Here is a 22,571-nt window from a genome sequence, read left to right on the forward strand (position 1 = left end):
TACCTTCCGCTTCCGCCGACGTTCCAGTCAGCGAGGACGCGAGGACGACGACAGCGCGCCGAGGATGAGCCCCGACGCGCCGTCATTCGTTATCTACTCGTTACCTCAGAGCATCGCCTGATGCAGCGCCTCCGCCTCAGCGTCTTCCACGGGGTCAATGTGCTCGCCGACGAGGAACGTCAGCCGCTCCCCGACGGGACGTCGCCATCCGGTCGCGCGGCCCACACGGATCTTGACGCCGGCCGACACCAGCATCTGACGTCGCTCCGGCCACTCAGCGGCCGTCCAGTCGTCGCCCCATGTCCGGTCGAGCTGCACGATCCGCTCCTCCGGGGCTCGATACGGAACCTTCTCCAGCTCCGCCAGGGTGTCGCTCATGCCATTCAACTGATCCGCTGCTGCGTCCTGCGCTGCGCCGCGGAGCTTCAGCATCTGCTTCGTCAGAGCCTCGATGTCGGCTCGGAGTTCCTGGATCGCCGGGCGGTTGTCGACGCCGCCTGTCTTGACGATCTCCGTCCGCCGGAAGCGTCCCAGTCGGCGCATGAACTCCTTGTCCACCCATTCAAGCGTCGGCTCTACGGGGATGTTCGGCGCGGGAACGCCCTTCTCGTGGTCGTCACCCTTACACCGGAAGAGGTGACGACGCCCCTTGTTTTCGGTTACCGACAGCGCTGGAGGATTCGGCACCGGCGTTCCGTCCTGCGTGATCGTCTTCCGACGGGTGCGACGCTCCCGTACCCACCCTGCGTACATGTTGTGGTCGCACTCATCGCACTCGATGATCCCCAGCAGCGGATGAGCGTCCTTCCGCTTCGACACTCCGGCATTCGGTGACGAGCGCTCTTTCAGGGCCGCTTGGAGTCTGAACCACGTCTCGTCGTCGATCAGCGGCTCACCTTGCATCACAGGGCCCCCCTTGCTGTCCCGTACGACCGTCCCGTCTTCGCGGACGAGGTACCCGCGCAGGGCTGGGGAGAGCAGGATGTCCCGCACTGTCGTGTCGCGCCAGCGGCTTTCGGGGTCGTGCTTCCGAGGAGGCTTGGCCAGGCGAGCACGGTGGTTCTTCGGAGTGATCACCTTGTGTGCGTCCAGGTGCTCCTGAATCGCGGTGTACGCCTCCCCCGCGATCCCCAGGCCAACCATTTCTACGATGTGGTTCCACGTCAGGTCGACGTCCCGCGCCAGCCACCACCCTTCGTTCCCGTCGGGGAAGGTTTTGCGGACAGGGATGGTGCCGTACGGGATGATTCCGCCGGCCCACCTCCCGAGCGACTGAAGATGCGCTGCCGCCCCCTTGTTCCGCTCCATGATCGTCTGGCCTTCGAGCTGAGCGGCGAACGCGAGGATGAGCATGATCAGCTCGGACATGGGAGAGCTGAAGTCCAGTTCCAGGCGCCCGCCTCCGGGACCCGACGCGAAGATGAGCCGCTTTCCGTGCTGCTTAGCGAACCGGCCAAGATCCGCCATGTCCGCCATGGAGCGAACCGCCCGGTCCATCCGTTGCCACGTCAGGACGTCCCACAAGTCAGGGTTGTTGAGCCAGTGGGATAGTTGCTCCCGTTCCCACGGCGTAGTCTTGAGAGCCGAGATGTCAACGTCGTTGGCCCACCCGACGAGGTCCCCGCCTATGGCGTTGGCGGTCTCCGTGATGAGTTCTGTCTGAACTTCTGGCGACGTCGACGCGTCGGTGTACTTGCTCAGCCGCACAGCCCCAACGACGCGAAGTCGTCCGAACCCTGGCTCATCCACGATGCGCTGCCCCGTGTGCAGCGGAAACGGATTCATGATGGGATGATACTCGGCACAGTTCGCGTTCGCCACGCGGGTGCGGCGCACTTGATCGATACGAAGGCCCCGCGCCTGTCCTTTTCCCCAGGACAGCGCGGGGCTTTCGCGGTTAATTCGGGTATGTTCACGTCATGTCGACACCGGGGGAAACACCCAATCCGTACGGGCCGCCACAGCCGCCCCAACCGCCTCAGCCGCCTCAGCAGAGCCCGGCGCAGAGCGCGCCGCAGGGGCCGGGGCAAAGCCCGCCGCAGAGCACGCCACCCGGCCCGTACGGGCAGGTGCCGCCCCAGAGCCAGTCGCCCCAGCACAATCCGTACGCCCAGCCGACGATGCCGTCCGTCCCTCTGGGCGGCGGCTACGGCCCGATGGGCGCGCCGGGCATACCTCCCGGCGCGCCGCCCATGGGCCCCGGGGGCGGCGGCAAGGGCTGGCTGTGGGGTCTTGGCGGGGCCGTCGTCGCCTCGGCGGTCTGGGCCGGGGTGCTGTTCGCCACGGGAGGTTTCGACGGGAACGGGGCAGAGGCCGATCTCGCGGGCTACCGCTATATGACCAACCTGTGCGGCTCGACGGACCCCCAGGCCATCGAGGACTCCGGGTACAAGCAGAAGGACGAGAGCGGCTCGTCGTCGAATCCCCAGCACAGCAGTTCCGAGAACCCCGCGCTGGACTCGATGACCTGCAACATCGACTTCGAGCCGAGCGGCGCGAGCACCAGCGACTACTCCTCGGTGTGGCTCTACACAACGGCGTCGCTGCACAAGAAGACCGACCCCGGCCCCGAGTTCGAGGCCCAGTACCGGTCGTACGAGGACCAGAAGACGTCCACCTACAGCTATGAGGTGAGCCCGGTCAGGGGGCTGGGCGAAGAGGCGTATGTGGTGCGGCAGGAGAGCAAGAGCAGCACCTCCAACACCGGCGCCTATGTGATCCTCGCCGTGCGGGACGGCTGGATGACCTATCAGTCGACCTGGTCGGAGTACGTGTCGACCTCCTCCAGCGCCTCGGCCAAGACGCCGGAAGAGGCCACCGAGATGCTCAGGAAGAGCGCGAAGGCGACGCTCGAGAAGATGAAGGAGTAAGCCGGGGCCGGGGCGCAGACCCGGCAGAGGCCCGGGCGCAGAGCCAAGCCGGGGCCGGGGCGGAGTCCCGGTTCGGGAAGGGGCGGGGGTGGGGAAACGAAACGTGCCCCCCACCCCGGGGCCCGGTTGGCGGCTAGCGGCGGCCTGCCCGGGCGGCGCGGGCGATCGTGACGACGGCCTTCTCCAGGGCGTACTCCGGATCGTCTCCGCCGCCCTTGACCCCCGCGTCGGCCTCGGCGACAGCGCGCAGCGCGATCGCCACGCCATCCGCCGACCAGCCCCGCATCTGCTGCCGCACCCGGTCGATCTTCCACGGCGGCATGCCCAGCTCACGGGCGAGATCGCCGGGCCGGGCGCCGCGCGGCGCGGAGGCCAGCTTGCCGATGGAGCGGACGCCCTGGGCCAGGGCGCTGGTGATCAGCACCGGCGGCACCCCGGTGGAGACGGCCCAGCGCAGGGCCTCCAGCGCCTCGGCCGCGCGGCCCTCGACGGCGCGGTCGGCGACGGTGAAGCTGGACGCCTCGGCACGGCCGGTGTAGTAGCGGGCGACGACGGCCTCGTCGATCGTGCCCTCGACATCGGCCACGAGCTGGGAGACCGCGCTGGCCAGCTCGCGCAGATCGCTCCCGATCGCGTCGACCAGGGCCTGGCACGCCTCGGGCGTGGCGGACCGGCCGGTGGCGCGGAACTCCGACCGTACGAACGCCAGCCGGTCGGCGGGCTTGGTCATCTTCGGGCAGGCGACCTCGCGCGCCCCGGCCTTACGGGCGGCGTCGAGCAGCCCCTTGCCCTTGGCGCCGCCCGCGTGCAGCAGCACCAGGGTGATCTCCTCGGCGGGGGTGCCGAGGTAGCCCTTCACGTCCTTGATCGTGTCGGCCGACAGATCCTGTGCGTTGCGCACCACCACGACCTTGCGCTCGGCGAAGAGCGAGGGGCTGGTCAGCTCGGCGAGGGTGCCGGGCTGGAGCGCGTCGGGCATGAGGTCGCGCACATCGGTGTCGGGGTCGGCCGCGCGCGCGGCCGCCACCACCTGCTGCACGGCGCGGTCGAGCAGCAGCTCCTCCTGGCCCACGGCGAGGGTCACCGGGGCGAGTGGATCGTCGGTCGTCGTCTTCCTGGCCATCGCGGTCCAGCATCCCACGGACCACCGACAGCCCCGCCGTCCTGGTGCCCGCCCTCCTGATGCCCGCCGTCCGGATGTCCGACAATGTTCCGGTGATCGATGAAGGACTGACCGGCGCCCGGCACGCCCGGCACATCCTGGTGCTCCCCGACCGCGACGCGGCGGAGGAGGTGGCCGAGGCCCTCCCCGAGCGCTTCGGCATCACCCAGGAGCCCCAACTGGTGCGGGACGCCCTGGCGGGTGAGGACGACGCCGAGGACGCCCAGTGGCTGGTGGTGATCGAGGACCCGGCCGGCGGGCTGGACCCGACGGCGCTGGACGCGCTCGCGGACGAGTACGACGGTTGGCTGGAGGCCGAATAGCGTCCGAGACTAGGCTCCTGACCAACCGTGGTCGCGGAAGAGGGGGACTCCGAGGATGAGCGGAACTGTGACGGCAGTCAGCAGCAACGGCGAGTACTCGTTCACCAAGCCGAACCGGGACAGCATCACCCTGCTCACCGGCCTCGGCGTCGAGGGCGACGTCCACGCCGGCGTAACCGTCAAACACCGCTCCCGCGTCGCCCAGGACCCCACCCAGCCGAACCTGCGCCAGGTCCACCTCATCCACGAAGAGCTCTTCGCGGAGGTCGGTGCGGAGGGCTTCAAGGTGCTGCCCGGTGACCTGGGCGAGAACATCACCACCCGCGGCATCGACCTGCTCGCCCTCCCCGTCGGCACCCTGCTGCGCATCGGCGACGAGGCAGTGCTGGAGGTCACCGGCCTCCGCAATCCCTGTCTCCAGATCGACCACTTCCAGAACGGCCTCCTGAAGCAGGTCGTCGGCCGCGACGAGGCCGGGAACATCATCCGCAAGGCCGGAGTCATGAGCGTCGTGCGGGAGGGCGGCACCGTCCGCCCGGGCGACCTGATCCAAGCCGAACTCCCCGCCGAACCCCACCGGCCCCTGGACCGGGTCTGAGAGCGGGCGCTCCCTGCCGCGATGAGTTCCGGCCGGGCCGGGAGTCTCTTCTGGTGACCGTCGTAGAACGCCGTACGACGCCACCCGGTACAAGACACCACGGAGGACACCATGACGGCCACCCCGGACGACCCGACCACCACGCTGCCCGGCCGCCCGCCCGTGGTCGACCTGGCCACCTGGCAGGCCGCCCGTGACGAGTTGCTGGTCCGCGAGAAGGCCCACACCCGCGAGGGCGACGCCATCGCCGCGGCCCGCCGCCGGCTGCCGATGGTGGAGTTCGACGGGACGGTCGAGGTCGTCGGCCCCGACGGCCCGGTCCCGTTCCTGGACCTGTTCCAGGGCCGCGACGAGCTCGTGGTCTACAAGCACATGTGGTACGACGGCGCACCGCACCAGGGGCAGTGCGAGGGCTGCACCACCACGGCCTGGCATCTGAAGGAAGCGGACTACCTCAACGCGCGCGGCGTCTCGTTCGCCGTCCTGACCACGGGCCGTTGGGACGAAGTGGCCTCCTACGTCGAGTTCATGGGCTACACCCAGCCCTGGTACTCGGTGCGCGACGTGGACGGGCCGGCCGGCGGCAGCATGGGTTATCTCACCTGCTACCTGCGCGACGGCGACCGCGTCTTCCTCACCTACTCCACGACGGGCCGTGGCAACGAGCGGGTCAACGGGTCCCTCGGCCTGCTCGACATGACGCCCTACGGCCGCGGCGAGGCGTGGGAGGACAATCCCGAGGGCCGCCCAGAGGGGCGCGACGCGTGCTGGTCCTGGCGCTCGGACGCGGACGGGAACGCCACCTGGGGCCCGACCAGTCGCCCCGTACCGCAGTGGACCCGCCCCGGCGCGACACCCGTGGAGACCCTCGGCCGCCACGGCCACTGCCACTGACGCGTGCTCCGGTGGCGCCCTGCTCGCGCCGAAACCGCTTTGGGTGTTCCAGGCGGACCATCGCGCATGGCCACCGCGGCCGCCGAGGACCGCGCGCAGGCCCCGGTCATGCGTGACCGCGATGGGGCCGTCGGTATCGGTCCGCAGTACGGCGGCGCCCTGGGCGCGCAGGGCGGCGACGGTGCGGGGCGATGGGTGGCCATAAGGGTTGTCGGCGCCGCAGGAGATCAGGGCCAGGCGGGGGCTGAGGTGTCGGAGCAGTTGTGGATCTTGGTAGGCCGAGCCATGGTGGGCGACCTTGAGGACGTCGATCTCGGGGAGGGCCGGGTGTGTCGTCAGCAGGGCCTGCTGGGCGGGGGGTTCGAGGTCGCCCAGGAGGAGCAGGGTCAGGCCCGCCGTGCGGACGAGGAGGGTGACGCTTGCGTCGTTCGGGCCCTCGGTCGCGGTCGGGGCGGGTGACCGGGCGGGCCAGAGGACCTGCCAGGCCAGCGGGCCGAAGCGTCGTCGCTCCCCTGGCTGCGCCGGGATGACCGGGATATGCGCCGACCGGGCGGTGCGGCGTACGGACTTAGCCTGGCCTGGTGGTTCTTCCAGGGCGGTCGTCTCGATCGCGCCGACCGCGCGGCCGCGTACCGCACCGGTCAGCCCGGCCACATGGTCGGCGTGGAAGTGGGTCAGGATCAGGAGCGGGATCCGGACGATGCCCAGGGAGCGCAGGCAGCGGTCGACGGCTCGTGGCTCGGGGCCGGTGTCCACGACGACGGCCGTGCCGGGGCCCGCGGCCAGGACCAGGGCGTCGCCCTGGCCCACATCACACGCCACCATCCGCCAACCGGGCGGTGGCCAGCCGGTGATGACCCGGGCCAGGGGTGCCGGGCGTACGACGGCCAGCAGCACCAGCAGCGCGCACACGGCACACAGCAGGCGGTGGCGCAGCAGTCGGCGGCCCGCGAGGACCACGGCCAGGGTGACGGCGGCCAGCAGGAGCGCGCCGGTCCAGCCGTCCGGCCAGTCCGCCTCGGCCCCGGGCAGTGCCGCGCCGGTGCGGGCCACCTGGGCGATCCACTCGGCGGGCCAGCCCGCCGACCAGGCGATCCACTGGGCGAGCGGCGGTGCGACGGCGGCTGCGGCGAGCGCGGCGAAGCCGAGGGTGGTGGCGGGGGCCACCACCACCTCGGCGATGAGGTTGCAGGGGATCGCCACCAGGCTCACTCGTGCCGCCATCACCACGACGACCGGTGCGCAGACCGCCTGGGCCGCGGCGGCCGCCGCCAGCGCCTCGGCCACCCGGGGCGGTACGCCGCGGCGCTGGAGGGCCGCGCTCCATCCCGGCGCGATGGTGAGCAGGGCACCGGTGGCCAGCACGGAGAGCAGGAAGCCGTAGCTCCGGGCCAGCCAGGGGTCGTAGAGCACCAGCGCCAGGACGGCGGCGGCCAGGGCCGGGAGCAGGGAGCGGCGGCGGCCGGTGCCGAGGGCGAGCAGGGTGATCAGCCCGCAGGCGGCGGCGCGCAGCACACTGGGCTCGGGTCTGCACACGATGACGAAGGCGAGCGTGAGTCCGCCGCCGAGGAGAGCGGTGGTGCGCAGCCGGATGCCGAGCGCGCCCGCGAGACCGCGCCGCTCGGCGCGCCCGGCCAGCTGGGGCGGGCCCGTGAGCAGTGCGAGCACCACGGTCAGATTGCTGCCGGAGACGGCCATGAGGTGCAGCATGTCCGTGGCCCGGAACGCCTCGTCCAGCTCGGGCGGCACCCGTGAGGTGTCCCCCACGACCAGCGCCGGGAGCAGCGCCCGCGCGTCCGGGGAGAGCCCGTCGGTCGCGGTGCGCAACCCTGCGCGCAGTCGCCCGGCCAGCCGCTGGACCGCGCTCGGCGGGCCCGTGACCTTCGGGGGCCCGCCGCTTACGCGCACTACGGCCGCGATGCGGTCCCCGTCGCGCAGCGGTGGCGCCAAGCGGCCGTGGACGCGCAGACGTGTGGACGGCAGCAGCCCGAGCCAGGCCGTCCGCTCCTTGCCGGACCTGGGGTGGACCGTGACCAGGACGGGCGTGCGGTTGGTGGTCGTGGTGCGGTCGGGGCCGGTGGCCCGATCGGCCTCCGCCTCCAGGACCACGGACGCGGGCGCGAGCGCCGCGCCCCGCACCCGTGGCCGCGTGAGCCGTGGGTCCCCCGTGACCGTCACCTCGGCGGTGGCCTCGGCGTACTCCCGGGCGAGTGCGGGGATGGGGCCACGGCGCACGTCCGCCCCGTGCAGCCCGGCAACCGCCCCCGCAACGGCCCCGCACAACAGCGACGCGGCGATCGCTCCTGCCATACGGCGCCCACGCCAGGCGACAGCGCGTGGGCCGTCCGGCGTCGGGGCTCGTCGGCGGCTCCGGAGGAGCAGGGCCACCGCTACGAGGGTGGCCGCTGTGCAGGCGAGGGCCACCGTTAGGGGTGATGCGTCCAGGGCCAGTGCTGCGGCTGCCCAGGTGGCCAGGGCCGGGGGTACCAGGCGGAGGTCGGGTGGGCCCTCCTGGCGTGGGTGTGACGCACCGCGCGGGGACGCGGCCGCGGCATGGACCGGGGTGCGGGTGCGCGGGGGCCGCTCGGACGTCATGGCTGGACCAGCGGGCGCAGGTCGGCGAACCGGCGCTCGCCGATGCCGTTCACCTCGCGGAGTTCATCGATGGAGCGGAAACCTCCGTGCTGGGTGCGGTAGTCGATGATGTGCCGGGCCAGGACGGGGCCGACTCCCGGGAGGGTGTCGAGCTGTTCGGCGGTCGCGGAGTTGAGGCTGACCGAGCCACCGGGTGCCCCCGGTCCGGCCGGTGCGGTGGGTGCGGTTGGGCCGTTGGGCGCGTTGGGCGCGTTCGAACCGCCGACCGCCGCGCCCGGCGCCGGTGGTCCTGCCGCGGGGGCGCCGACCACGAGCTGTTCCCCGTCCACCAGCGGGCGGGCGCGGTTCAGCCCGCTCAGGTCGGCGCCCGGCCGTACCCCGCCCGCCGCTTCCAGCGCGTCGGCGACCCTCGACCCGGGCGGCAGCTTGCGCAGGCCGGGGCGGCGGACCTTGCCCGTCACATCCACCACGACCTTCCGGCCGCCGCCGGACGAGGTGAGCTGTCCGCCCGGCGTGGGGCCGGGTTCGGAGGGCGCGGCGCGCGGGGGCTCGGGGTCCGGGGCGCGCACGGTCTGGGGGCGACCGGTCCAGAAGTGGTAGGCCGCGAAGGCCACCGCGGTGAGCAGGGCGACCGCCAGGGCGGCGACCGTCTTCAGCTCCATGCCGCAGCGCAGCTGAAGCCACAACGGCAGCCGCTCGCGCAGGGCCAGCCCTGCCCGGTCACGTCTGCGCAGCGGAGCCATTTCGGAGGCGTTTCCGGACGCGTTCTCAGGCCCCTCCCCGTGCCCGTCCTCGCGCCCCGCCCCGGGCCCCTCCTCGGGCCCGCCCTCGGGCGGCTCCCCGTGCCCGTCCTCGGGCGGCTCCTCGTTCCGTACCTCCTCCCGTACCTCCTCCGCCGCCACAGCCGACCCCCCAATGCCCTTCGGTCCGTCCCTGCTGCCCAGAGCGACGGACCCGACCCCCAACGGGGACTCCCGAGGCGCCGGTGACGTGGCGAAGAGCGCCGCCGCGCGGCTCGCGCGTGAAGATGCGGCGGGGTGCGTCTGACGGCGGGTGCCGCGGTGGCGGCTTCCGGCACTGACCGGACCCGCCCCCGACGGCGAGCGTGGACGGCAGCCCGCCCCGCCGTCGCGATGGCGGCCCCGCCCCGGGCCCGTGGTTACTGTGCGTGATCGTGACCTCATGCCACCTGACGGTAGACACACGCGGCCGATCGCACCGATCCGCGTCAATTACCGGGGATAACCCCCGCGTTGTGGACAACTCCGTCACCCCGCCGAGTGAAGAGCCTCCCCCACCCTCCGCTACCGCGGAGAGACCACCGCCCCCAGCAGCCCCGGCCCGGTGTGCGCCCCGATCACCGCGCCCACCTCGCTCACATACAGCTCCGCCAGCCCCGGCACCCGCTCCCGCAGCCGTTCCGCGAGCGCCGCGGCCCGTTCGCCCGCCGCCAGGTGCTGCACCGCGATGTCCACCGGGCTCCGGCCGGCCCGCTCCACCACGATCTCCTCGAGCCGGGCGATGGCCTTCGAGGCGGTGCGGACCTTCTCCCGCAGCTCGATCCGGCCCTCGTCGAGCTGGAGCAGCGGTTTGACCGCGAGCGCCGAGCCGAGGAGGGCCTGGGCCGCGCCGATGCGGCCGCCGCGCCGGAGATAGTCGAGGGTGTCGACGTAGAAGTACGCCGCCGTGCTGTCGGCCCGTTTCTCCGCCGCCGCCACGGCCTCGTCCAGCGTGCCGCCGCCCTCCGCCGTCTCGGCCGCCGCCAGCGCGCAGAAGCCGAGCGCCATCGCGACCATTCCGCTGTCCACCACCCGCACCGGAACGGGCGCGTCCTGTGCCGCGAGCACCGCCGCGTCGTAGGTGCCGGAGAACTCGGCCGACAGATGCAGGGAGACGATGCCCGTCGCACCCTCCTCGGCGGCGGCCCGGTAGGCGGCCGCGAACATCTCCGGGCTGGGCCGGGACGTCGTCACCGGCTTCCGCTTCTGCAATGCCTGCGCGAGGGACCGGGCCGAGATCTCGGTGCCCTCCTCCAGGGCCCGGTCTCCGAGCACCACCGTCAGCGGCACGGCGGTGATGCGGTGCCGCTCCATCGCATCCTGCGGCAAGTACGCCGTGGAATCGGTCACGATCGCGACATGGCGGGACATGACTGGGAGGTTATCGGGGGATGGCGCCTGCCGACAGCGCGACCCCGCCGGATGATCAATTGCCTTGCCGATCATGCCCTGTTCAGACGTGACTCAGATCCTGTTCTCAGACCGGGTTCGTTCGGGGGTTCACGGGTTCCGGTTCCGGGGTTACGGAGGTCCGGGGTTTCGGAGGTCCGGGGTCTCAGGCCGTGTTCTCGGGGCGGGGGGACTGCTGCCAGGGCTTCTGCCACGCCTGGGGCTCCGTATTCGGCCTCGACCCGAGCGACGGCCGGGGCGGCTCCGGCTCCTGCCCCGCCCCGGGCCCAGGGCGCGCCCCCGCCTCGGGCCCAGGTCGCGCCCCCACGCCGGGTCCAGGTCGTGCACCCGCCTCGGGCGCCGCCAGCGGCTCGTCGGGCTCCACCGCCGTCCAGTGCCGCAGCGCCCCCGCCTCCATCTCGATCTCGCGGCCCAGCGAGTCCAGATCGTCGTGCGCCATCCGATGCGTACGCTCCTGCACCGCCCAGCGCAGCGAGTCGGCCGAGTGGGTGATCCGCTGCGTGCGCTCCCGCATCTCGGGCAGCAGGGCTGCGAGCCGGGATCTGTCGGGTTCCTGCTCCAGCCGCTTCAGATCCGCTTCCAGGTCCAGCGCATGGCTGCTCAGCCGCTGGAACAGGCCCAACGACTCCGACAGGGACCGGTCTTGCGGGGCGGCCGCCTGCAACGCCTGCCCGGTGGCGCGCATCGAGCCGCGCAGGGAGAGCCGCAGCTGGGCCAGCTCACCGGCCGCGCCCGGCTGGGCGAGCTGCCGGGCCCGGAGTCTGGTCTCCTCCACCGTGACGCGGGCCTGGTGCACCGTACGGTCGATACCGCGCTTGGCCGCCCTGACCGCGCGAACGGCCCCATAGACCCCCGCCAGCATGATCAGGACGAAAAGCGTCAACAGGATCCAGATGGCTTCCATGTGCGCTCCTTGGGGCGGCGGTCACGGCACGGTGGCGGTCGTCCTCTCAGCGTAAACGCGCCGGGCGGATCAGAGGTTCCTGACGAACCCCCAACCCGCCCGCACGTGAAAAGCCGATCAGGCCGGAACGATGTTCACCAGCTTCGGCGCCCGCACGATGACCTTACGGATACCGGCGCCGTTCAGCGCCGCCACGACCGCCGGGTCGCCCACCGCCAGCGCCTCCAGCTCCTCGTCGGAGACCGAGGGCGCGACCTCCAGCCGGGCCTTGACCTTGCCCTTGACCTGCACCACACAGGTGACGGTCTCGTCCACGACGTACTCCGGATCGGCGACCGGGAAGGACTCGTGGACGACCGACCCGGAGTGGCCCAGCTTGCGCCACAGCTCCTCCGCGACATGCGGGGCCAGCGGCGAGATCAGCAGCACCAGGCCCTCGGCCACCGAGCGGGGCACCTCGCGCACCTTGGTGACGTGGTTGTTCAGCTCGGTGATCTTGGCGATGGCGGTGTTGAAGCGCAGGCCCTCCATGTCCTGCCGGACGCCGTCGATCGCCTTGTGCAGGGCGCGCAGCGTCGCCTCGTCGGGCTCGGTGTCGACGACGGTGACCTCTCCGGTGCCCTCGTCGACGACATTGCGCCACAGCCGCTGCAACAGCCGGTACTGACCGACGACCGCACGGGTGTCCCAGGGCCGCGAGACGTCCAGCGGACCCATGGCCATCTCGTACAGCCGCAGCGTGTCGGCCCCGTACTCGGCGCAGATCTCGTCCGGCGTGACGGCGTTCTTCAGGGACTTGCCCATCTTGCCCAGCAGCCGGGAGACCTTCTCGCCGTGGTACCAGTAGGCGCCGTCCCGCTCCTCGACCTCGGCGGCCGGGACGGCGATACCGCGGCTGTCCCGGTAGACATACGCCTGGATCATGCCCTGGTTGTACAGCTTGTGGAACGGCTCGACCGAGGAGACATGCCCCAGGTCGAACAGCACCTTGGACCAGAACCGGGCGTACAGCAGATGCAGCACCGCGTGCTCGGCGCCGCCCACGTACAGGTCGACACCGCCGTGCGGCTGCCCCTCGCGCGGCCCCATCCAGTAGCGCTCGGCCTCGGGGTCGACCAGCCGCTCGCTGTTGTGCGGGTCCAGGTAGCGCAGCTCGTACCAGCAGGAGCCGGCCCAGTTGGGCATGGTGTTGGTCTCGCGGCGGAACGGCCGCGGCCCACGGCCGTCGCCCAGGTCCAGCACCACGTTGACCCACTCCTCGTTCCGGGACAGCGGGGTCTCCGGGGAGGTGTCGGAGTCGTCCGGGTCGAAGGTGCGCGGCGAGTAGTCCTCGACCTCGGGCAGTTCCAGGGGCAGCATCGACTCGGGCAGGGGGTGGGCCACGCCCTCCTCGTCGTAGACGATCGGGAAGGGCTCGCCCCAGTAGCGCTGGCGGCTGAACAGCCAGTCGCGCAGCCGGTAGTTGACGGTGCCCTCGCCGATGGAGCGGGACTCCAGCCACTCGGTGATGCGCGCCTTGGCCTCGACGACGCCCAGCCCGTCCAGCGATACGGACTCCCCCGTCGAGTTGACGATCTTGGCGTCGTACGAGCTGAAGGCGTCGTCCCAGGTCGACGGGTCGGTGCCGCGATCGTCGGACGGCTCGACGACGCAGCGCATGGGCAGCTCGAAGGCACGGGCAAAGGCGAAGTCACGGCTGTCGTGCGCCGGGACGGCCATGATCGCGCCGGTGCCGTAGCCCATCAGGACGTAGTCGGCGATGAAGACCGGCACCCGGTCGCCGCTGACCGGGTTGACGGCGTAGGCGCCGGTGAAGACGCCGGTCTTGTCCTTGGCCTCGGCCTGCCGCTCGACGTCCGACTTGGCCGCGGCCTGCTTGCGGTAGGCGTCGACGGCCTGGGCCGGGGTGGCGTGGCCGCCGGTCCAGACGTCGTGGGTGCCCTCGGGCCAGGCGGCCGGAACGATCTCGTCCACCAGGCCGTGCTCGGGCGCCAGGACCATGTAGGTGGCGCCGAACAGGGTGTCCTGGCGAGTGGTGAAGATCGTGATCTTGGCGTCGGGGTGCTCGGCCACCGGGAAGTCGACCCGGGCGCCCTCGCTGCGGCCGATCCAGTTGCGCTGTTGCAGCTTGATGGCCTCGGGCCAGTCCAGCTCGTCCAGGTCGTCCAGCAGCCGGTCGGCGTAGGCGGTGATGCGCATGTTCCACTGGCGCAGCTTGGCCTTGAAGACCGGGAAGTTGCCGCGCTCGGAGCGGCCGTCCGCGGTGACCTCCTCGTTGGCCAGCACGGTGCCCAGGCCGGGACACCAGTTGACGGGCGCGTCCGAGGCGTAGGCCAGGCGGTAGTCGCCCAGGATGTCGGCGCGCTCGGACTCGGTCAGCTCGGCCCAGGGGCGGCCGTCGGGGGTCGGGCGCTCACCGGAGGCGAACCGCTGGACCAGGGTGTCGATGGGGCGCGCCGTCTTCGCCTCCGGGTCGTACCAGGAGTTGAAGATCTGCAAGAAGATCCACTGGGTCCACTTGTAGTAGTCCGGGTCGATCGTCGCGAACGAGCGGCGCTTGTCGTGGCCCAGGCCCAGCCGGCGCAGCTGCCGCCGCATGTTCTCGATGTTGGCCTCGGTGCTGACCCGCGGGTGGGTGCCGGTCTGCACCGCGTACTGCTCGGCGGGCAGGCCGAAGGCGTCGAAGCCCAGGGTGTGCAGGACGTTGTGGCCCGTCATGCGGTGGTAGCGGGCGAACACATCGGTGGCGATGTAGCCCAGCGGATGGCCCACGTGCAGTCCCGCGCCCGAGGGGTACGGGAACATGTCCATGACGAACTTCTTGGGCCGGGCGACGGCCTCGGCGTCGCCGGCCAGGTCGCCGCCGGGGTTGGACGCCTCATACGTGCCGTGCGCGTCCCAGAAGTCCTGCCAGCGGGCTTCGATGTCGGCGGCCAGGGCGGCCGTGTAGCGGTGCGGCGCGGCCACCTCGGCCGCGGCGTTGGTCTCGCTCATGGTCCTCAAAGCTCCATCGGTCGTCTCTGCCTGCGGCAACGCAGCGGATCCCTGCTTCCGAAACAAAAAGACCCCTCGCACAGGAGGGGACGCCGCGCTGATGCCGACCGGAGCTGTACTCGGCCGGTAGTGATCAGCGCGGCCCGCTAAGCAGAAGGCGTACGGCACGCATGGAGCCAGGTTACCGCAGGGCGCGGACGGGCCGCACGGAGGTGGTGACCCTCGTCACGCGACGCGAAAGGCGAGCCGCCCTTACGGACGACTCGCCTCCTCAATGTGGAGCTAAGGAGAATTGAACTCCTGACCTCCTGCATGCCATGCAGGCGCTCTACCAACTGAGCTATAGCCCCAGGTCCTGCCCCGCCCGGTTTCCCCGGCGGCGACGCCTACATTACACGGATGCCCCGGCCTTCCGCCAAATCGATTGGCCGGAGACCGGAGCAGCTCCCCGTTACGCCGTCGCGAACGAATAGAAACGCTTCAGCGTGCAGTGCTCGTCGAGGAGCCGACCGTAGATCGGCTCCCCTTCGAGCTCACGGTAGGTCTCGATGGGGTCGCCCCTGATGATCAGCGCCCGCGCGCATTCCGCACACCAGTACTGGTAGTCGGGGTTGAGCGGCTCCATGTCGCGGACGATCGGTGTACCGGTGCCGCACCAGTCGCACTTCCGGCTGTGAGCTCCCATCTCACTCAGCTCCAGCTATGGCCGCAGGCCGTACACACGTAGGAAACACCGCCGTTGTCACCGAGGACCTGTGCCACATGTCCGGAGCCGCAGGACGGGCACACGATGCCCGCTCGTGCCCTGCGGGACGGGTCCTCGATCGCATCGAGGATGCTGGTCCGCATCCCACCTGCCCTCCCCATCGGACGTGTCGGCCCCATCCCCCTCCGGCCGTCCGATTCTGCCACGGGACGACGCGCAGGTCAGCGGAGATGCCCCACTCGTCTCACCAGACTCATCAGCGCTCCGCACAGCGCGGCCCCGGCCAAGGCGACGCAGGTCACCCACAGGGCGTCCGCGGAGGCACCCGCACTGGGCACCGTATCGTCCGCAGCGCCCAGGAACACCGCCCCGAAGACCGCGACGCCGGTGAGCAGGCCGAGTTGAGCCGCCGTCACCAGTACCCCGCTGGCGTCCGCGGCGTCCTGCCGCCTTACGGTCGCCAACGTCCGCGTGAGCAGGGGACTGTAGGCGAACGAGAGCCCCGCGCCGGAGGCCGTAAGGGCGACGAGGAGCCATGGGCCGCCGTCCGTGCCGTCGCGCAGGGCCAGGCCCGCCCCGGCGAACGAGGCGGCCGCCAGCAGGAATCCGCCCGGGACGGTGGCGGCGTGCCAGCGGGCGGGCAGCCGCTGCCAGTTGAGGCCCACGACGCCGAACGCGACCGCCGTGGGGACGAATGTCAGCCCCGTCCGCAGCGGGCTGTGGCCGAGCCCGCCCTGCACATGCAGGGTCATGGCGAACAGGAACCCCGCGTTGGCCGCCATCGCCAGTGCGATACGGATCACCGCACGCGGTATCCCCGGCGCCCGCGCCACCCTGGGGGAGATCAGCGGCGCACCGCCGCGCCGGGCCAGCCGGGTCTCGTACGCGGCGAAGAGCGCCACCAGGGCCGCGCTCAGCCCCAGCGTGACCCAGCACCAGAGCGGCCAGCCACGCTCCTGCCCGAGCACCAGAGGCACCGTGAACAGCAGCACGGCGGCCGCGAGCAGCACCAGGCCGGGCAGGTCCAGGCCGCTCCGGCGGACGGCCGCGCCCTCCCCGCGAGGGCGCGGCGCGTCGGCCGGGTCGTGCAGCAGCCGCGGGCCGAGGGCCAGCAGCGCGAGCCCGATCGGCACGTTCACCAGGAAGACCGGGCGCCAGCCGGAGCCGAACAGATCGGCCTCGACCAGCAGCCCGCCCAGGATCTGCCCGCCGGCGGCACCGGAGGCCAGCACCGCGGAGTACGCGCCCAGCGCCCGTGCCCGCGAACCGCCCGTGAACGTCCGCTGGATCAGGCTCAGCACCTGGGGCAGCATCAGCGCGGCACCCGCGCCCTGGACGAACCGGAAGGCGATCAGCTGTCCGGTGGTGGCGGCCAGCCCGCAGGCCAGCGAGGCGCCGGTGAAGACCGCGAGCCCGGTCAGGAACATCCGCCGGTGGCCGATCAGGGCGCCCAGCCGCGCGCCGGTGATCAGCAGCACCGCGTAGGAGATGGTGTAGCCCGCGATGACGAGTTGCAGCCCGGCACCGGAGGCGTGCAGATCGGCGCGGACGGTCGGGGCGGCGATGTTGACGATGAAGACGTCGAGCACGGCCATGAGCTGGCCGGTGAGGACGATCGCGAGCAGCCAGCCGGGGCGCGGAGTGCGCCGGGACGCGGGGTGCCGCGCGACCCGGCGGTCGGCGGCCGGGCCGTCACTGGCCCGGTTGTCAGTGGGCTCGCCTTTACTGGATCCACCGAGGTCTCCCGTCGGAGGAAGGGTGGTCGGGGTGGTGTGTTTCATGGGTCGAGCCTGTGGCCGGGCGGATACCGGTAACGAGAGCCCGCCGATGCTGGTAGTGCCAGCACCTGGCAGCCGCCCGCCGCCCCCGGGAGCATGGGACCGTACGGCTCGACGGGACCGTACGGCTCGACGGGGGAACCGTACGGCTCGACGGGGGACCGGCCGTGCGGCCCGACGGCACGGGGGATGGGGAGAGCGACGATGACCGCGAACACTCGGCGCAGAAGGCCCGAGCTGGCCGCCTTCCTGCGCAGCCGCCGCGCCCGGGTGACCCCCGCCGACGTGGGCATGGCGCCCGGTCTGCGGCGGCGCACCCCGGGGCTGCGCCGCGAGGAGGTCGCCCAGCTCTCCGGCGTCGGCGTGACCTGGTACACCTGGCTGGAGCAGGGCCGCCCGATCAACGCCAGCGTGCAGGTGCTGGACGCGGTCGCGCGCACTCTGCGGCTGGACCAGACCGAGCGCGAGCACCTCTATCACCTGGCCGGGGTGCCGTATGTGCCCGGCCGGGAGCGCGATCCACGCAGCGTGAGCCCGGAGGTGCAGGGCATCATCGACGCGCTCGACCCGCTCCCCGCGGTGGTCTACAACGCCCGCTACGACGTCCTGGCCGCCAATGCCGCGTACGGCGGCCTGTTCCCGCAGATGCTGCTCTCGGCCGCCGCCGAGCGGAACGCCCTGTGGCAGCTGTTCGTGGCCCGTCGCTGCTGTGCTCCGTATGTGAATCTCGAGGAGGAGCTGCCGCTCCTGGTGGCCACGCTGCGCGGCGGGTACGGACGCCATGTGGGCGAGCCCGCCTGGGAGGACTTCATCGCCCGGCTGCTGGAGGCCAGCGACGACTTCGCCCGGCTGTGGCAGAGCGGGGACGTGGCCCCGCCGGGTTCCCGGATCAAGGTGGTGCGGCACGCCTCGGTCGGCGAGATCCGGCTGACCTCGACCTCGATGCGGGTCAGCGGGGTGCCGGAGACCCGGATCGTGGTCTACACGCCCTGCGACGAGGAGAGCCGCGACCATGTGCGGCGGGTGCGCCTCCTCCACGACCCGATGATCGGCTGCACGATGCACGCCAAGCCGCTCTCCGTGCTGCGGGAGGAGAGGGCCGCGGCGGAGACCCGGGCCGGAAGCGGTGTGGAAAGCAGCGATCCCGCCTCCCTGTGAGGGAGACGGGATCCTGGTGCTGTGGAGCTAAGGAGAATTGAACTCCTGACCTCCTGCATGCCATGCAGGCGCTCTACCAACTGAGCTATAGCCCCGCTCTTCTCGGCGCCGAAGCGCTTCGAACGAGAAGGAGCATAGCCGGTGACCTGCCGGAAAAGGAAATCCGCTCAGTCGTCGTCGCCGAGCACCGGCTCGGGCAGCGATCCGGCGTTGTGCTCCAGGAGCCGCCAGCCCCGCGCGCCCTCGCCCAGAACGGACCAGCAGCAGTTGGACAGGCCGCCCAGCGCCTCCCAGGTGCGGGGCTCCAGGCCGAGCAGCCGGCCGATGGTGGTGCGGATCGTGCCGCCGTGGCTCACCACCACGAGCGTGCCGTCATCCGGCAGCTTGTCGGCGCTCTCCAGCACCACCGGCGCCGCCCGGTCGGCGACCTCGGTCTCCAGCTCACCGCCGCCGCGCCGGATCGGCTCCCCGCGCTTCCACGCCGCGTACTCCTCGCCGAAGCGCTCGATGATCTCCTCGTGGGTGAGCCCCTGCCACTTGCCCGCGTAGGTCTCCCGCAGGCCCGCGTCATGCGCGACCGACAGCCCCGTGACGGCGGACAGCTCGGCGGCCGTGGCCGCCGCCCGCTTCAGATCGGAGGCGATGATCGCGTCCGGCTTCAGCGCGGCCAGCAGCCGGGCCGCGCGGTGCGCCTGCGCGACACCGGTGTCGGTGAGCTCGATGTCCAGGGAGCCCTGGAAGCGGCGTTCTATGTTCCAGGCCGTCTGGCCGTGGCGCCACAGGACGATGCGGCGGCCACGGGCGCCTTGGGTGCCGTTCAGCTCAGGTCACCGCCCGCGCCGCCGTCCGGGCCTTGCGCCTGCGCGTACTCCTGCGCCTTGCCGCGGGTGGCCTCGGCGTCGGCCGGGAGCTCCAGCTGCGGGCAGTCCTTCCAGAGCCGCTCCAGGGCGTAGAACACCCGCTCCTCGCTGTGCTGGACGTGCACCACGATGTCCACGTAGTCCAGCAGCACCCAGCGGGCCTCGCGGTCGCCCTCGCGACGCACCGGCTTGGCGCCCAGGTCCTTGTTGAGCCGCTCCTCGATCTCGTCGACGATCGACTTGACCTGGCGGTCGTTGGGCGCCGAGGCCAGCAGGAAGGCGTCGGTGATGGAGAGCACATCGCTGACGTCGTACGCGATGATGTCGTGCGCGAGCTTGTCGGCGGCCGCCTGGGCGGCGGCGTTGATGAGCTCGAGGGAGCGGTCCGTGGCGGTCACAGGCAAGGCTTTCGGTCGGTGGTACCTCGAAGGTCTGGTTCCCCCCAGGGTCTCACGCCCCACTGTCACGCCGGGCGGCCGTGGTCCGGGCCGGCTCGGTCCGGACCACGGCCGGGGCCGGCTCAGCCCGTGGCGTCGTAGTCCGGGCCGAGGAGGACCGTGATGTCCGCGTTGGCCGCGCCCTTGCCCTTCCGCACCGCCGTCTCCGGCAGCCCCAGCGTCTTGGCGACCTCCTTGGCCTGGCCCGCCTGGGCGGCATCCGCGTAGGTCACCCGCGAGGCCGACTGCGTATCGCCGCCCTCGGAGGCCGTGACGACCGTGAAGCCGCCGTTGACCAGCGCCACCCGCGCGGCGCTCGACGCGTCCTTGGGGCCTCCGGCGTTGGTCACGCTGACCCGGGGCGCGGTGCTCTTGTCGGAGTTCTTGACCGTGCCGCCCAGGATGTCCTTGACCACATGGTCGGTCGCCTGGCTGCTGAGCGTCCCGTCCGGCTGGACCGGCAGCATCGCGGTGTCGTACGCACCGCTCTTGGCCTGCCCGGCCAGCTTCGCCAGCGACGCGCCCAGCTGCTGCTCGGACAGCGACGGGTCGGGGATCTGGGCCAGCGACTCCACGGTGCTGGTGGCGCCCTTCTCGTCGCTGGAGAGCTTCTTCAGCGCCGCGTGCATGACCTGCCCGAACCGCGCGAGCTGCTTGGTCTGTGCCTCGCCGGGCGCGCGGTAGGTGGCGTACGCCACGGCCGCCTGGCCGCTCACGATCTGGCCCTTGCCCCGCTTCACCAGGGGGTCCTCGCCCTTCTTGGGGCTGGGGACGGTCGCGTCGGTGTCGAGGCTGATCCCGCCGACCAGCTCGACGAGGTTCTCCAGATACGGCGTGTCCAGCCGCCAGGTGCCCTGGATCCTCGACCCCAGCAGGGTGCTCAGGGAGTCCCGGGTGGAGTCGGAGCCCTCGTCGGTCACGGACTTGCCGAGCGTGGTGGAGGCGCCGTCCTCGGTGGAGACGGCCAGCGAGTTCGGCAGCAGGACGGTGGTGCCCTTCTTGGTGGTCTCGTTGTCCACCAGCAGGGCCGTGGAGGTGCGGCCGCCCTTGGTCTCGCGCAGATGGACGACGATCACATCGCGCTTCTGCGGGCCGCCCGCGGCCGCCTGGTCCTGGGCGTCGTCGGACAGCCCCGGGAGCTTGCCCGCGTACCAGAGGTAACCGACCCCGCCCGCCGCGGCGAGAACCAGGACCACGACGAGCGCTATGAGGCGGTTGCGGCCCTTACGGCGGCGTTCGTCACGGCGTTCGGAGCGGGTCTCGGCGAACTTCAGCCAGTCGATGACGTCGTCGGATTCCTCGTCCTGCTCCTCGACGAACGAGAACTGCTCGGTGTGGTACTCCTCCTGGTCGGCACCCCCGGGGCGGTTCCGCTCCGGGGACCGGGGCCCGGCGGAACGCGGCTCCTCGGCCGGAGGCGCCTCGGACCCGGGGCGCAGCTGCTCCGGGCTCAGCTCCTCGTAGGGGTTGTTGGGCTCGGGGCCGGGCTCCTCGCGCTGCGCGGGGACGGTCGGGGCGGCGGCCGCCTGCTGGTAGCCGTAGCCGTAACCCTGCGGTGGCTGTTGCTGGTACTGCTGCTGTTGCTGCTGGTACTGCTGCTGTTGCTGTTGCTGTTGCTGTTGCTGTTGCTGTTGCTGCTGAACGTACGGGTCGTAGTTCTGCGTCTGGGTGTGCTGCTGGGGCTGCTGGTGCTGGTGATGCTGTGGCCGGCCGTAAGGGTCGTATCCGTACCCGTCGTGTTGTTGCTGCTGCTGTTGCTCCCCGTACTGCGCCTGCTGCTGCGCGTACGGGTCGTAACTCTGCTGCTGTTCCGCCTGCGGCTGGTAAACCGGACGCCCATAGGCGTCATAGCCGTAGATCTGCGGCTCCTGGCCATACGGGTCCTGTGCGTACGGGTCGTACGGATCCTGCCGGTCGTTCACCGGTACCCCTTCAGCAGTCGTGCCGGTACAGCTCGCGCTTGTCGATGTAGCGCACCACGCCGTCCGGCACCAGGTACCAGACGGGGTCGCCATGAGCGACCCGCGCCCGGCAGTCCGATGACGAGATCGCCAGCGCCGGGACCTCCACCAGCGACACCCCGCCCTCCGGCAGCCCCGGGTCGGCCAGTATGTGCCCGGGTCTGGTCACCCCGATGAAGTGGGCCAGCGAGAAGAGCTCTTCGGCGTCGCGCCAGGTGAGGATCTGGTTGAGTGCGTCGGCCCCGGTGATGAAGAACAGATCGGCGTCACCGTTGAGCGCGCGCAGTTCCCGGAGCGTGTCGGTGGTGTAGGTGGGCCCGCCGCGGTCGATGTCGATACGGCTGACCGAGAACTGCGGGTTCGAGGCGGTCGCGATGACCGTCATCAGGTAGCGGTCCTCGGCCGGGGAGACCTTCTTGTGACTCTTCTGCCAGGGCTGCCCGGTGGGCACGAACACCACCTCGTCGAGGTGGAACTGCGAGGCCACCTCGCTCGCCGCGACCAGGTGGCCGTGGTGGATCGGGTCGAACGTCCCGCCCATCACACCCAGTCGCCGCTTGCCGGACCCTTTCTGCTCTTCCATGCGTGCAGACCCTACTGGGCCCGGCCCGGAGCCGGGGCCCATAGGGGCAATCGCCCAGGTCAGCGGTCCCGGTTGAAGCGCGTGGTGATCCACAGCAGCAGGAAGAGGATCACCAGGGCCGCACCGCCGGTCATGAAGGGGCTGATGCTCGGGTGGGTGTCGGTGTGCTCACCGCCCTCGGACGCGAGCGTGGTCAGGGCGGCATGTGCGGTGCTGAAAGCGGTCATCGCGGCAGTACCTATCCGGGTCTAGGCGTCACAACACGTCGGCCACATCGTATGCGAGGCGGTTTTCGGTCCCGATGTCCGTCCTGCCGGTGGCAGCCCCGCTCGTATCAGTCCTGGTCGAATCCGCTCGGTCCCGCTCGTCACCACTCAGTCCTGCTTGTAACCGCGCAGCAGGAACCAGGCGAGCAGGGCGGCGCCCACCACGCCGACCACGATGACGATGCGCAGCAGCGCTCCCGGGCCGTCGTTGTTGTGGGAGGTGGCGGCGAGGGCTTCGGTGAGGCCAGTCATTTCGGGCATGTCTCCACGCTAACCCCCGGACGCTCAGGGCC

19 protein-coding genes, 2 tRNA genes and 1 pseudogene are annotated in these 22,571 nt (G+C 71.4%); 5 read left to right on the forward strand and 17 right to left on the reverse strand.

The genetic code is table 11. The annotated features are described in order from the left end of the window. Positions 1 to 105: 105 nt before the first annotated feature. Positions 106 to 1,785, reverse strand: coding sequence for a recombinase family protein (locus KHP12_RS20135; RefSeq protein ID WP_211833346.1), 1,680 nt, complete (start codon positions 1,783 to 1,785; stop codon positions 106 to 108). Between the two features lie 335 nt (positions 1,786 to 2,120). Here KHP12_RS20135 and KHP12_RS20140 point away from each other — a divergent pair, with 335 nt between their 5' ends. Further along, entirely contained in the window at positions 2,121 to 2,870 is a 750-nt protein-coding gene (locus KHP12_RS20140) for a hypothetical protein (RefSeq protein ID WP_211833348.1), read from the forward strand. A 133-nt stretch (positions 2,871 to 3,003) separates the two neighbouring features. Here KHP12_RS20140 and holA read toward each other — a convergent pair whose 3' ends face one another. Next, positions 3,004 to 3,993, reverse strand: coding sequence for a DNA polymerase III subunit delta (gene holA / locus KHP12_RS20145; RefSeq protein WP_020871375.1), 990 nt, complete (start codon positions 3,991 to 3,993; stop codon positions 3,004 to 3,006). A gap of 74 nt (positions 3,994 to 4,067) precedes the next feature. On the opposite strand from holA, the gene KHP12_RS20150 reads away from it, so the two are divergent. From KHP12_RS20150 to KHP12_RS20160, 3 genes are all read left to right on the forward strand, one after another. Further along, on the forward strand, positions 4,068 to 4,355 hold the full coding sequence (locus KHP12_RS20150) for a hypothetical protein (RefSeq protein WP_164429525.1): 288 nt from the start codon (positions 4,068 to 4,070) through the stop codon (positions 4,353 to 4,355). Between the two features lie 55 nt (positions 4,356 to 4,410). Next, the gene (locus KHP12_RS20155) at positions 4,411 to 4,953 is read left to right on the forward strand and encodes an MOSC domain-containing protein (RefSeq protein ID WP_086886446.1); all 543 of its coding nucleotides are present in this window, start codon (positions 4,411 to 4,413) and stop codon (positions 4,951 to 4,953) included. Between the two features lie 111 nt (positions 4,954 to 5,064). Next, complete coding sequence (locus tag KHP12_RS20160) at positions 5,065 to 5,847, forward strand: DUF899 domain-containing protein (protein WP_210609275.1); 783 nt, start codon at positions 5,065 to 5,067, stop codon at positions 5,845 to 5,847. 84 nt (positions 5,848 to 5,931) lie between these two features. Here the strand turns inward: KHP12_RS20160 and KHP12_RS20165 are convergent. From KHP12_RS20165 to KHP12_RS20200, 8 genes and pseudogenes are all read right to left on the reverse strand, one after another. Further along, positions 5,932 to 8,442 (reverse strand): annotated as a pseudogene (locus KHP12_RS20165) (ComEC/Rec2 family competence protein); the annotation flags it as partial. Then, positions 8,439 to 9,344, reverse strand: a complete 906-nt coding sequence (locus KHP12_RS20170) for a ComEA family DNA-binding protein (protein WP_372455209.1) — start codon at positions 9,342 to 9,344, stop codon at positions 8,439 to 8,441. The gene KHP12_RS20170 and the pseudogene KHP12_RS20165, both read right to left, overlap by 4 nt. Positions 9,345 to 9,746: 402 nt before the next feature. Next, positions 9,747 to 10,592, reverse strand: coding sequence for a DegV family protein (locus tag KHP12_RS20175; protein WP_037945993.1), 846 nt, complete (start codon positions 10,590 to 10,592; stop codon positions 9,747 to 9,749). Between the two features lie 184 nt (positions 10,593 to 10,776). After that, positions 10,777 to 11,535 (reverse strand): hypothetical protein, encoded by a 759-nt coding sequence (locus tag KHP12_RS20180; RefSeq protein WP_086879903.1) that lies wholly within the window; start codon positions 11,533 to 11,535, stop codon positions 10,777 to 10,779. A 117-nt stretch (positions 11,536 to 11,652) separates the two neighbouring features. After that, positions 11,653 to 14,529, reverse strand: a complete 2,877-nt coding sequence (leuS, locus tag KHP12_RS20185) for a leucine--tRNA ligase (protein WP_086879902.1) — start codon at positions 14,527 to 14,529, stop codon at positions 11,653 to 11,655. Between the two features lie 277 nt (positions 14,530 to 14,806). Next, positions 14,807 to 14,879: transfer RNA gene (locus KHP12_RS20190), tRNA-Ala, on the reverse strand. 101 nt (positions 14,880 to 14,980) lie between these two features. Then, positions 14,981 to 15,214 (reverse strand): hypothetical protein, encoded by a 234-nt coding sequence (locus KHP12_RS20195; RefSeq protein ID WP_037945988.1) that lies wholly within the window; start codon positions 15,212 to 15,214, stop codon positions 14,981 to 14,983. A gap of 242 nt (positions 15,215 to 15,456) precedes the next feature. Beyond that, the gene (locus tag KHP12_RS20200) at positions 15,457 to 17,016 is read right to left on the reverse strand and encodes an MFS transporter (protein WP_211833358.1); all 1,560 of its coding nucleotides are present in this window, start codon (positions 17,014 to 17,016) and stop codon (positions 15,457 to 15,459) included. 201 nt (positions 17,017 to 17,217) lie between these two features. On the opposite strand from KHP12_RS20200, the gene KHP12_RS20205 reads away from it, so the two are divergent. Beyond that, a complete protein-coding gene (locus KHP12_RS20205) occupies positions 17,218 to 18,171 on the forward strand; it encodes a helix-turn-helix transcriptional regulator (protein WP_086879900.1) in 954 nt (317 codons plus the stop codon). A 22-nt stretch (positions 18,172 to 18,193) separates the two neighbouring features. Here the strand turns inward: KHP12_RS20205 and KHP12_RS20210 are convergent. The 7 genes from KHP12_RS20210 to KHP12_RS20240 form a co-directional block, all read right to left on the reverse strand. After that, positions 18,194 to 18,266, reverse strand: a tRNA-Ala gene (locus KHP12_RS20210). A gap of 72 nt (positions 18,267 to 18,338) precedes the next feature. Beyond that, complete coding sequence (locus KHP12_RS20215) at positions 18,339 to 18,992, reverse strand: histidine phosphatase family protein (RefSeq protein WP_086879899.1); 654 nt, start codon at positions 18,990 to 18,992, stop codon at positions 18,339 to 18,341. Beyond that, a complete protein-coding gene (gene rsfS / locus KHP12_RS20220; protein ID WP_086879898.1) occupies positions 18,989 to 19,429 on the reverse strand; it encodes a ribosome silencing factor in 441 nt (146 codons plus the stop codon). The genes KHP12_RS20215 and rsfS overlap by 4 nt, the downstream gene beginning before the upstream one ends. Before the next feature lie 122 nt (positions 19,430 to 19,551). Continuing rightward, positions 19,552 to 21,390, reverse strand: a complete 1,839-nt coding sequence (locus tag KHP12_RS20225; protein WP_211833360.1) for an LCP family protein — start codon at positions 21,388 to 21,390, stop codon at positions 19,552 to 19,554. Between the two features lie 10 nt (positions 21,391 to 21,400). After that, positions 21,401 to 22,012, reverse strand: coding sequence for a nicotinate-nucleotide adenylyltransferase (gene nadD / locus KHP12_RS20230; protein WP_037945980.1), 612 nt, complete (start codon positions 22,010 to 22,012; stop codon positions 21,401 to 21,403). 59 nt (positions 22,013 to 22,071) lie between these two features. Then, a complete protein-coding gene (locus tag KHP12_RS20235) occupies positions 22,072 to 22,239 on the reverse strand; it encodes a hypothetical protein (RefSeq protein WP_037945979.1) in 168 nt (55 codons plus the stop codon). A 147-nt stretch (positions 22,240 to 22,386) separates the two neighbouring features. Beyond that, complete coding sequence (locus tag KHP12_RS20240; RefSeq protein WP_037945978.1) at positions 22,387 to 22,539, reverse strand: hypothetical protein; 153 nt, start codon at positions 22,537 to 22,539, stop codon at positions 22,387 to 22,389. Positions 22,540 to 22,571: the final 32 nt, after the last annotated feature.

This window comes from Streptomyces asiaticus (genome assembly GCF_018138715.1).
In the GTDB taxonomy this organism is placed as follows: Bacteria; Actinomycetota; Actinomycetes; order Streptomycetales; family Streptomycetaceae; genus Streptomyces; species Streptomyces asiaticus.

Excerpts from the sequence above, each read along its gene's own strand:
- KHP12_RS20155 (WP_086886446.1), top strand. The coding sequence starts at position 4,411 with ATGAGCGGAACTGTGACGGCAGTCAGCAGCAACGGCGAGTACTCGTTC.
- KHP12_RS20235 (WP_037945979.1), bottom strand. The coding sequence starts at position 22,239 with ATGACCGCTTTCAGCACCGCACATGCCGCCCTGACCACGCTCGCGTCC.
- KHP12_RS20175 (WP_037945993.1), bottom strand. The coding sequence starts at position 10,592 with ATGTCCCGCCATGTCGCGATCGTGACCGATTCCACGGCGTACTTGCCG.
- KHP12_RS20240 (WP_037945978.1), bottom strand. The coding sequence starts at position 22,539 with ATGCCCGAAATGACTGGCCTCACCGAAGCCCTCGCCGCCACCTCCCAC.
- KHP12_RS20160 (WP_210609275.1), top strand. The coding sequence starts at position 5,065 with ATGACGGCCACCCCGGACGACCCGACCACCACGCTGCCCGGCCGCCCG.
- holA (WP_020871375.1), bottom strand. The coding sequence starts at position 3,993 with ATGGCCAGGAAGACGACGACCGACGATCCACTCGCCCCGGTGACCCTC.
- KHP12_RS20140 (WP_211833348.1), top strand. The coding sequence starts at position 2,121 with ATGCCGTCCGTCCCTCTGGGCGGCGGCTACGGCCCGATGGGCGCGCCG.
- KHP12_RS20195 (WP_037945988.1), bottom strand. The coding sequence starts at position 15,214 with ATGGGAGCTCACAGCCGGAAGTGCGACTGGTGCGGCACCGGTACACCG.
- nadD (WP_037945980.1), bottom strand. The coding sequence starts at position 22,012 with ATGGAAGAGCAGAAAGGGTCCGGCAAGCGGCGACTGGGTGTGATGGGC.
- leuS (WP_086879902.1), bottom strand. The coding sequence starts at position 14,529 with ATGAGCGAGACCAACGCCGCGGCCGAGGTGGCCGCGCCGCACCGCTAC.
- KHP12_RS20135 (WP_211833346.1), bottom strand. The coding sequence starts at position 1,785 with ATGAATCCGTTTCCGCTGCACACGGGGCAGCGCATCGTGGATGAGCCA.
- KHP12_RS20180 (WP_086879903.1), bottom strand. The coding sequence starts at position 11,535 with ATGGAAGCCATCTGGATCCTGTTGACGCTTTTCGTCCTGATCATGCTG.
- KHP12_RS20200 (WP_211833358.1), bottom strand. The coding sequence starts at position 17,016 with ATGAAACACACCACCCCGACCACCCTTCCTCCGACGGGAGACCTCGGT.
- KHP12_RS20150 (WP_164429525.1), top strand. The coding sequence starts at position 4,068 with ATGTCCGACAATGTTCCGGTGATCGATGAAGGACTGACCGGCGCCCGG.
- KHP12_RS20205 (WP_086879900.1), top strand. The coding sequence starts at position 17,218 with ATGACCGCGAACACTCGGCGCAGAAGGCCCGAGCTGGCCGCCTTCCTG.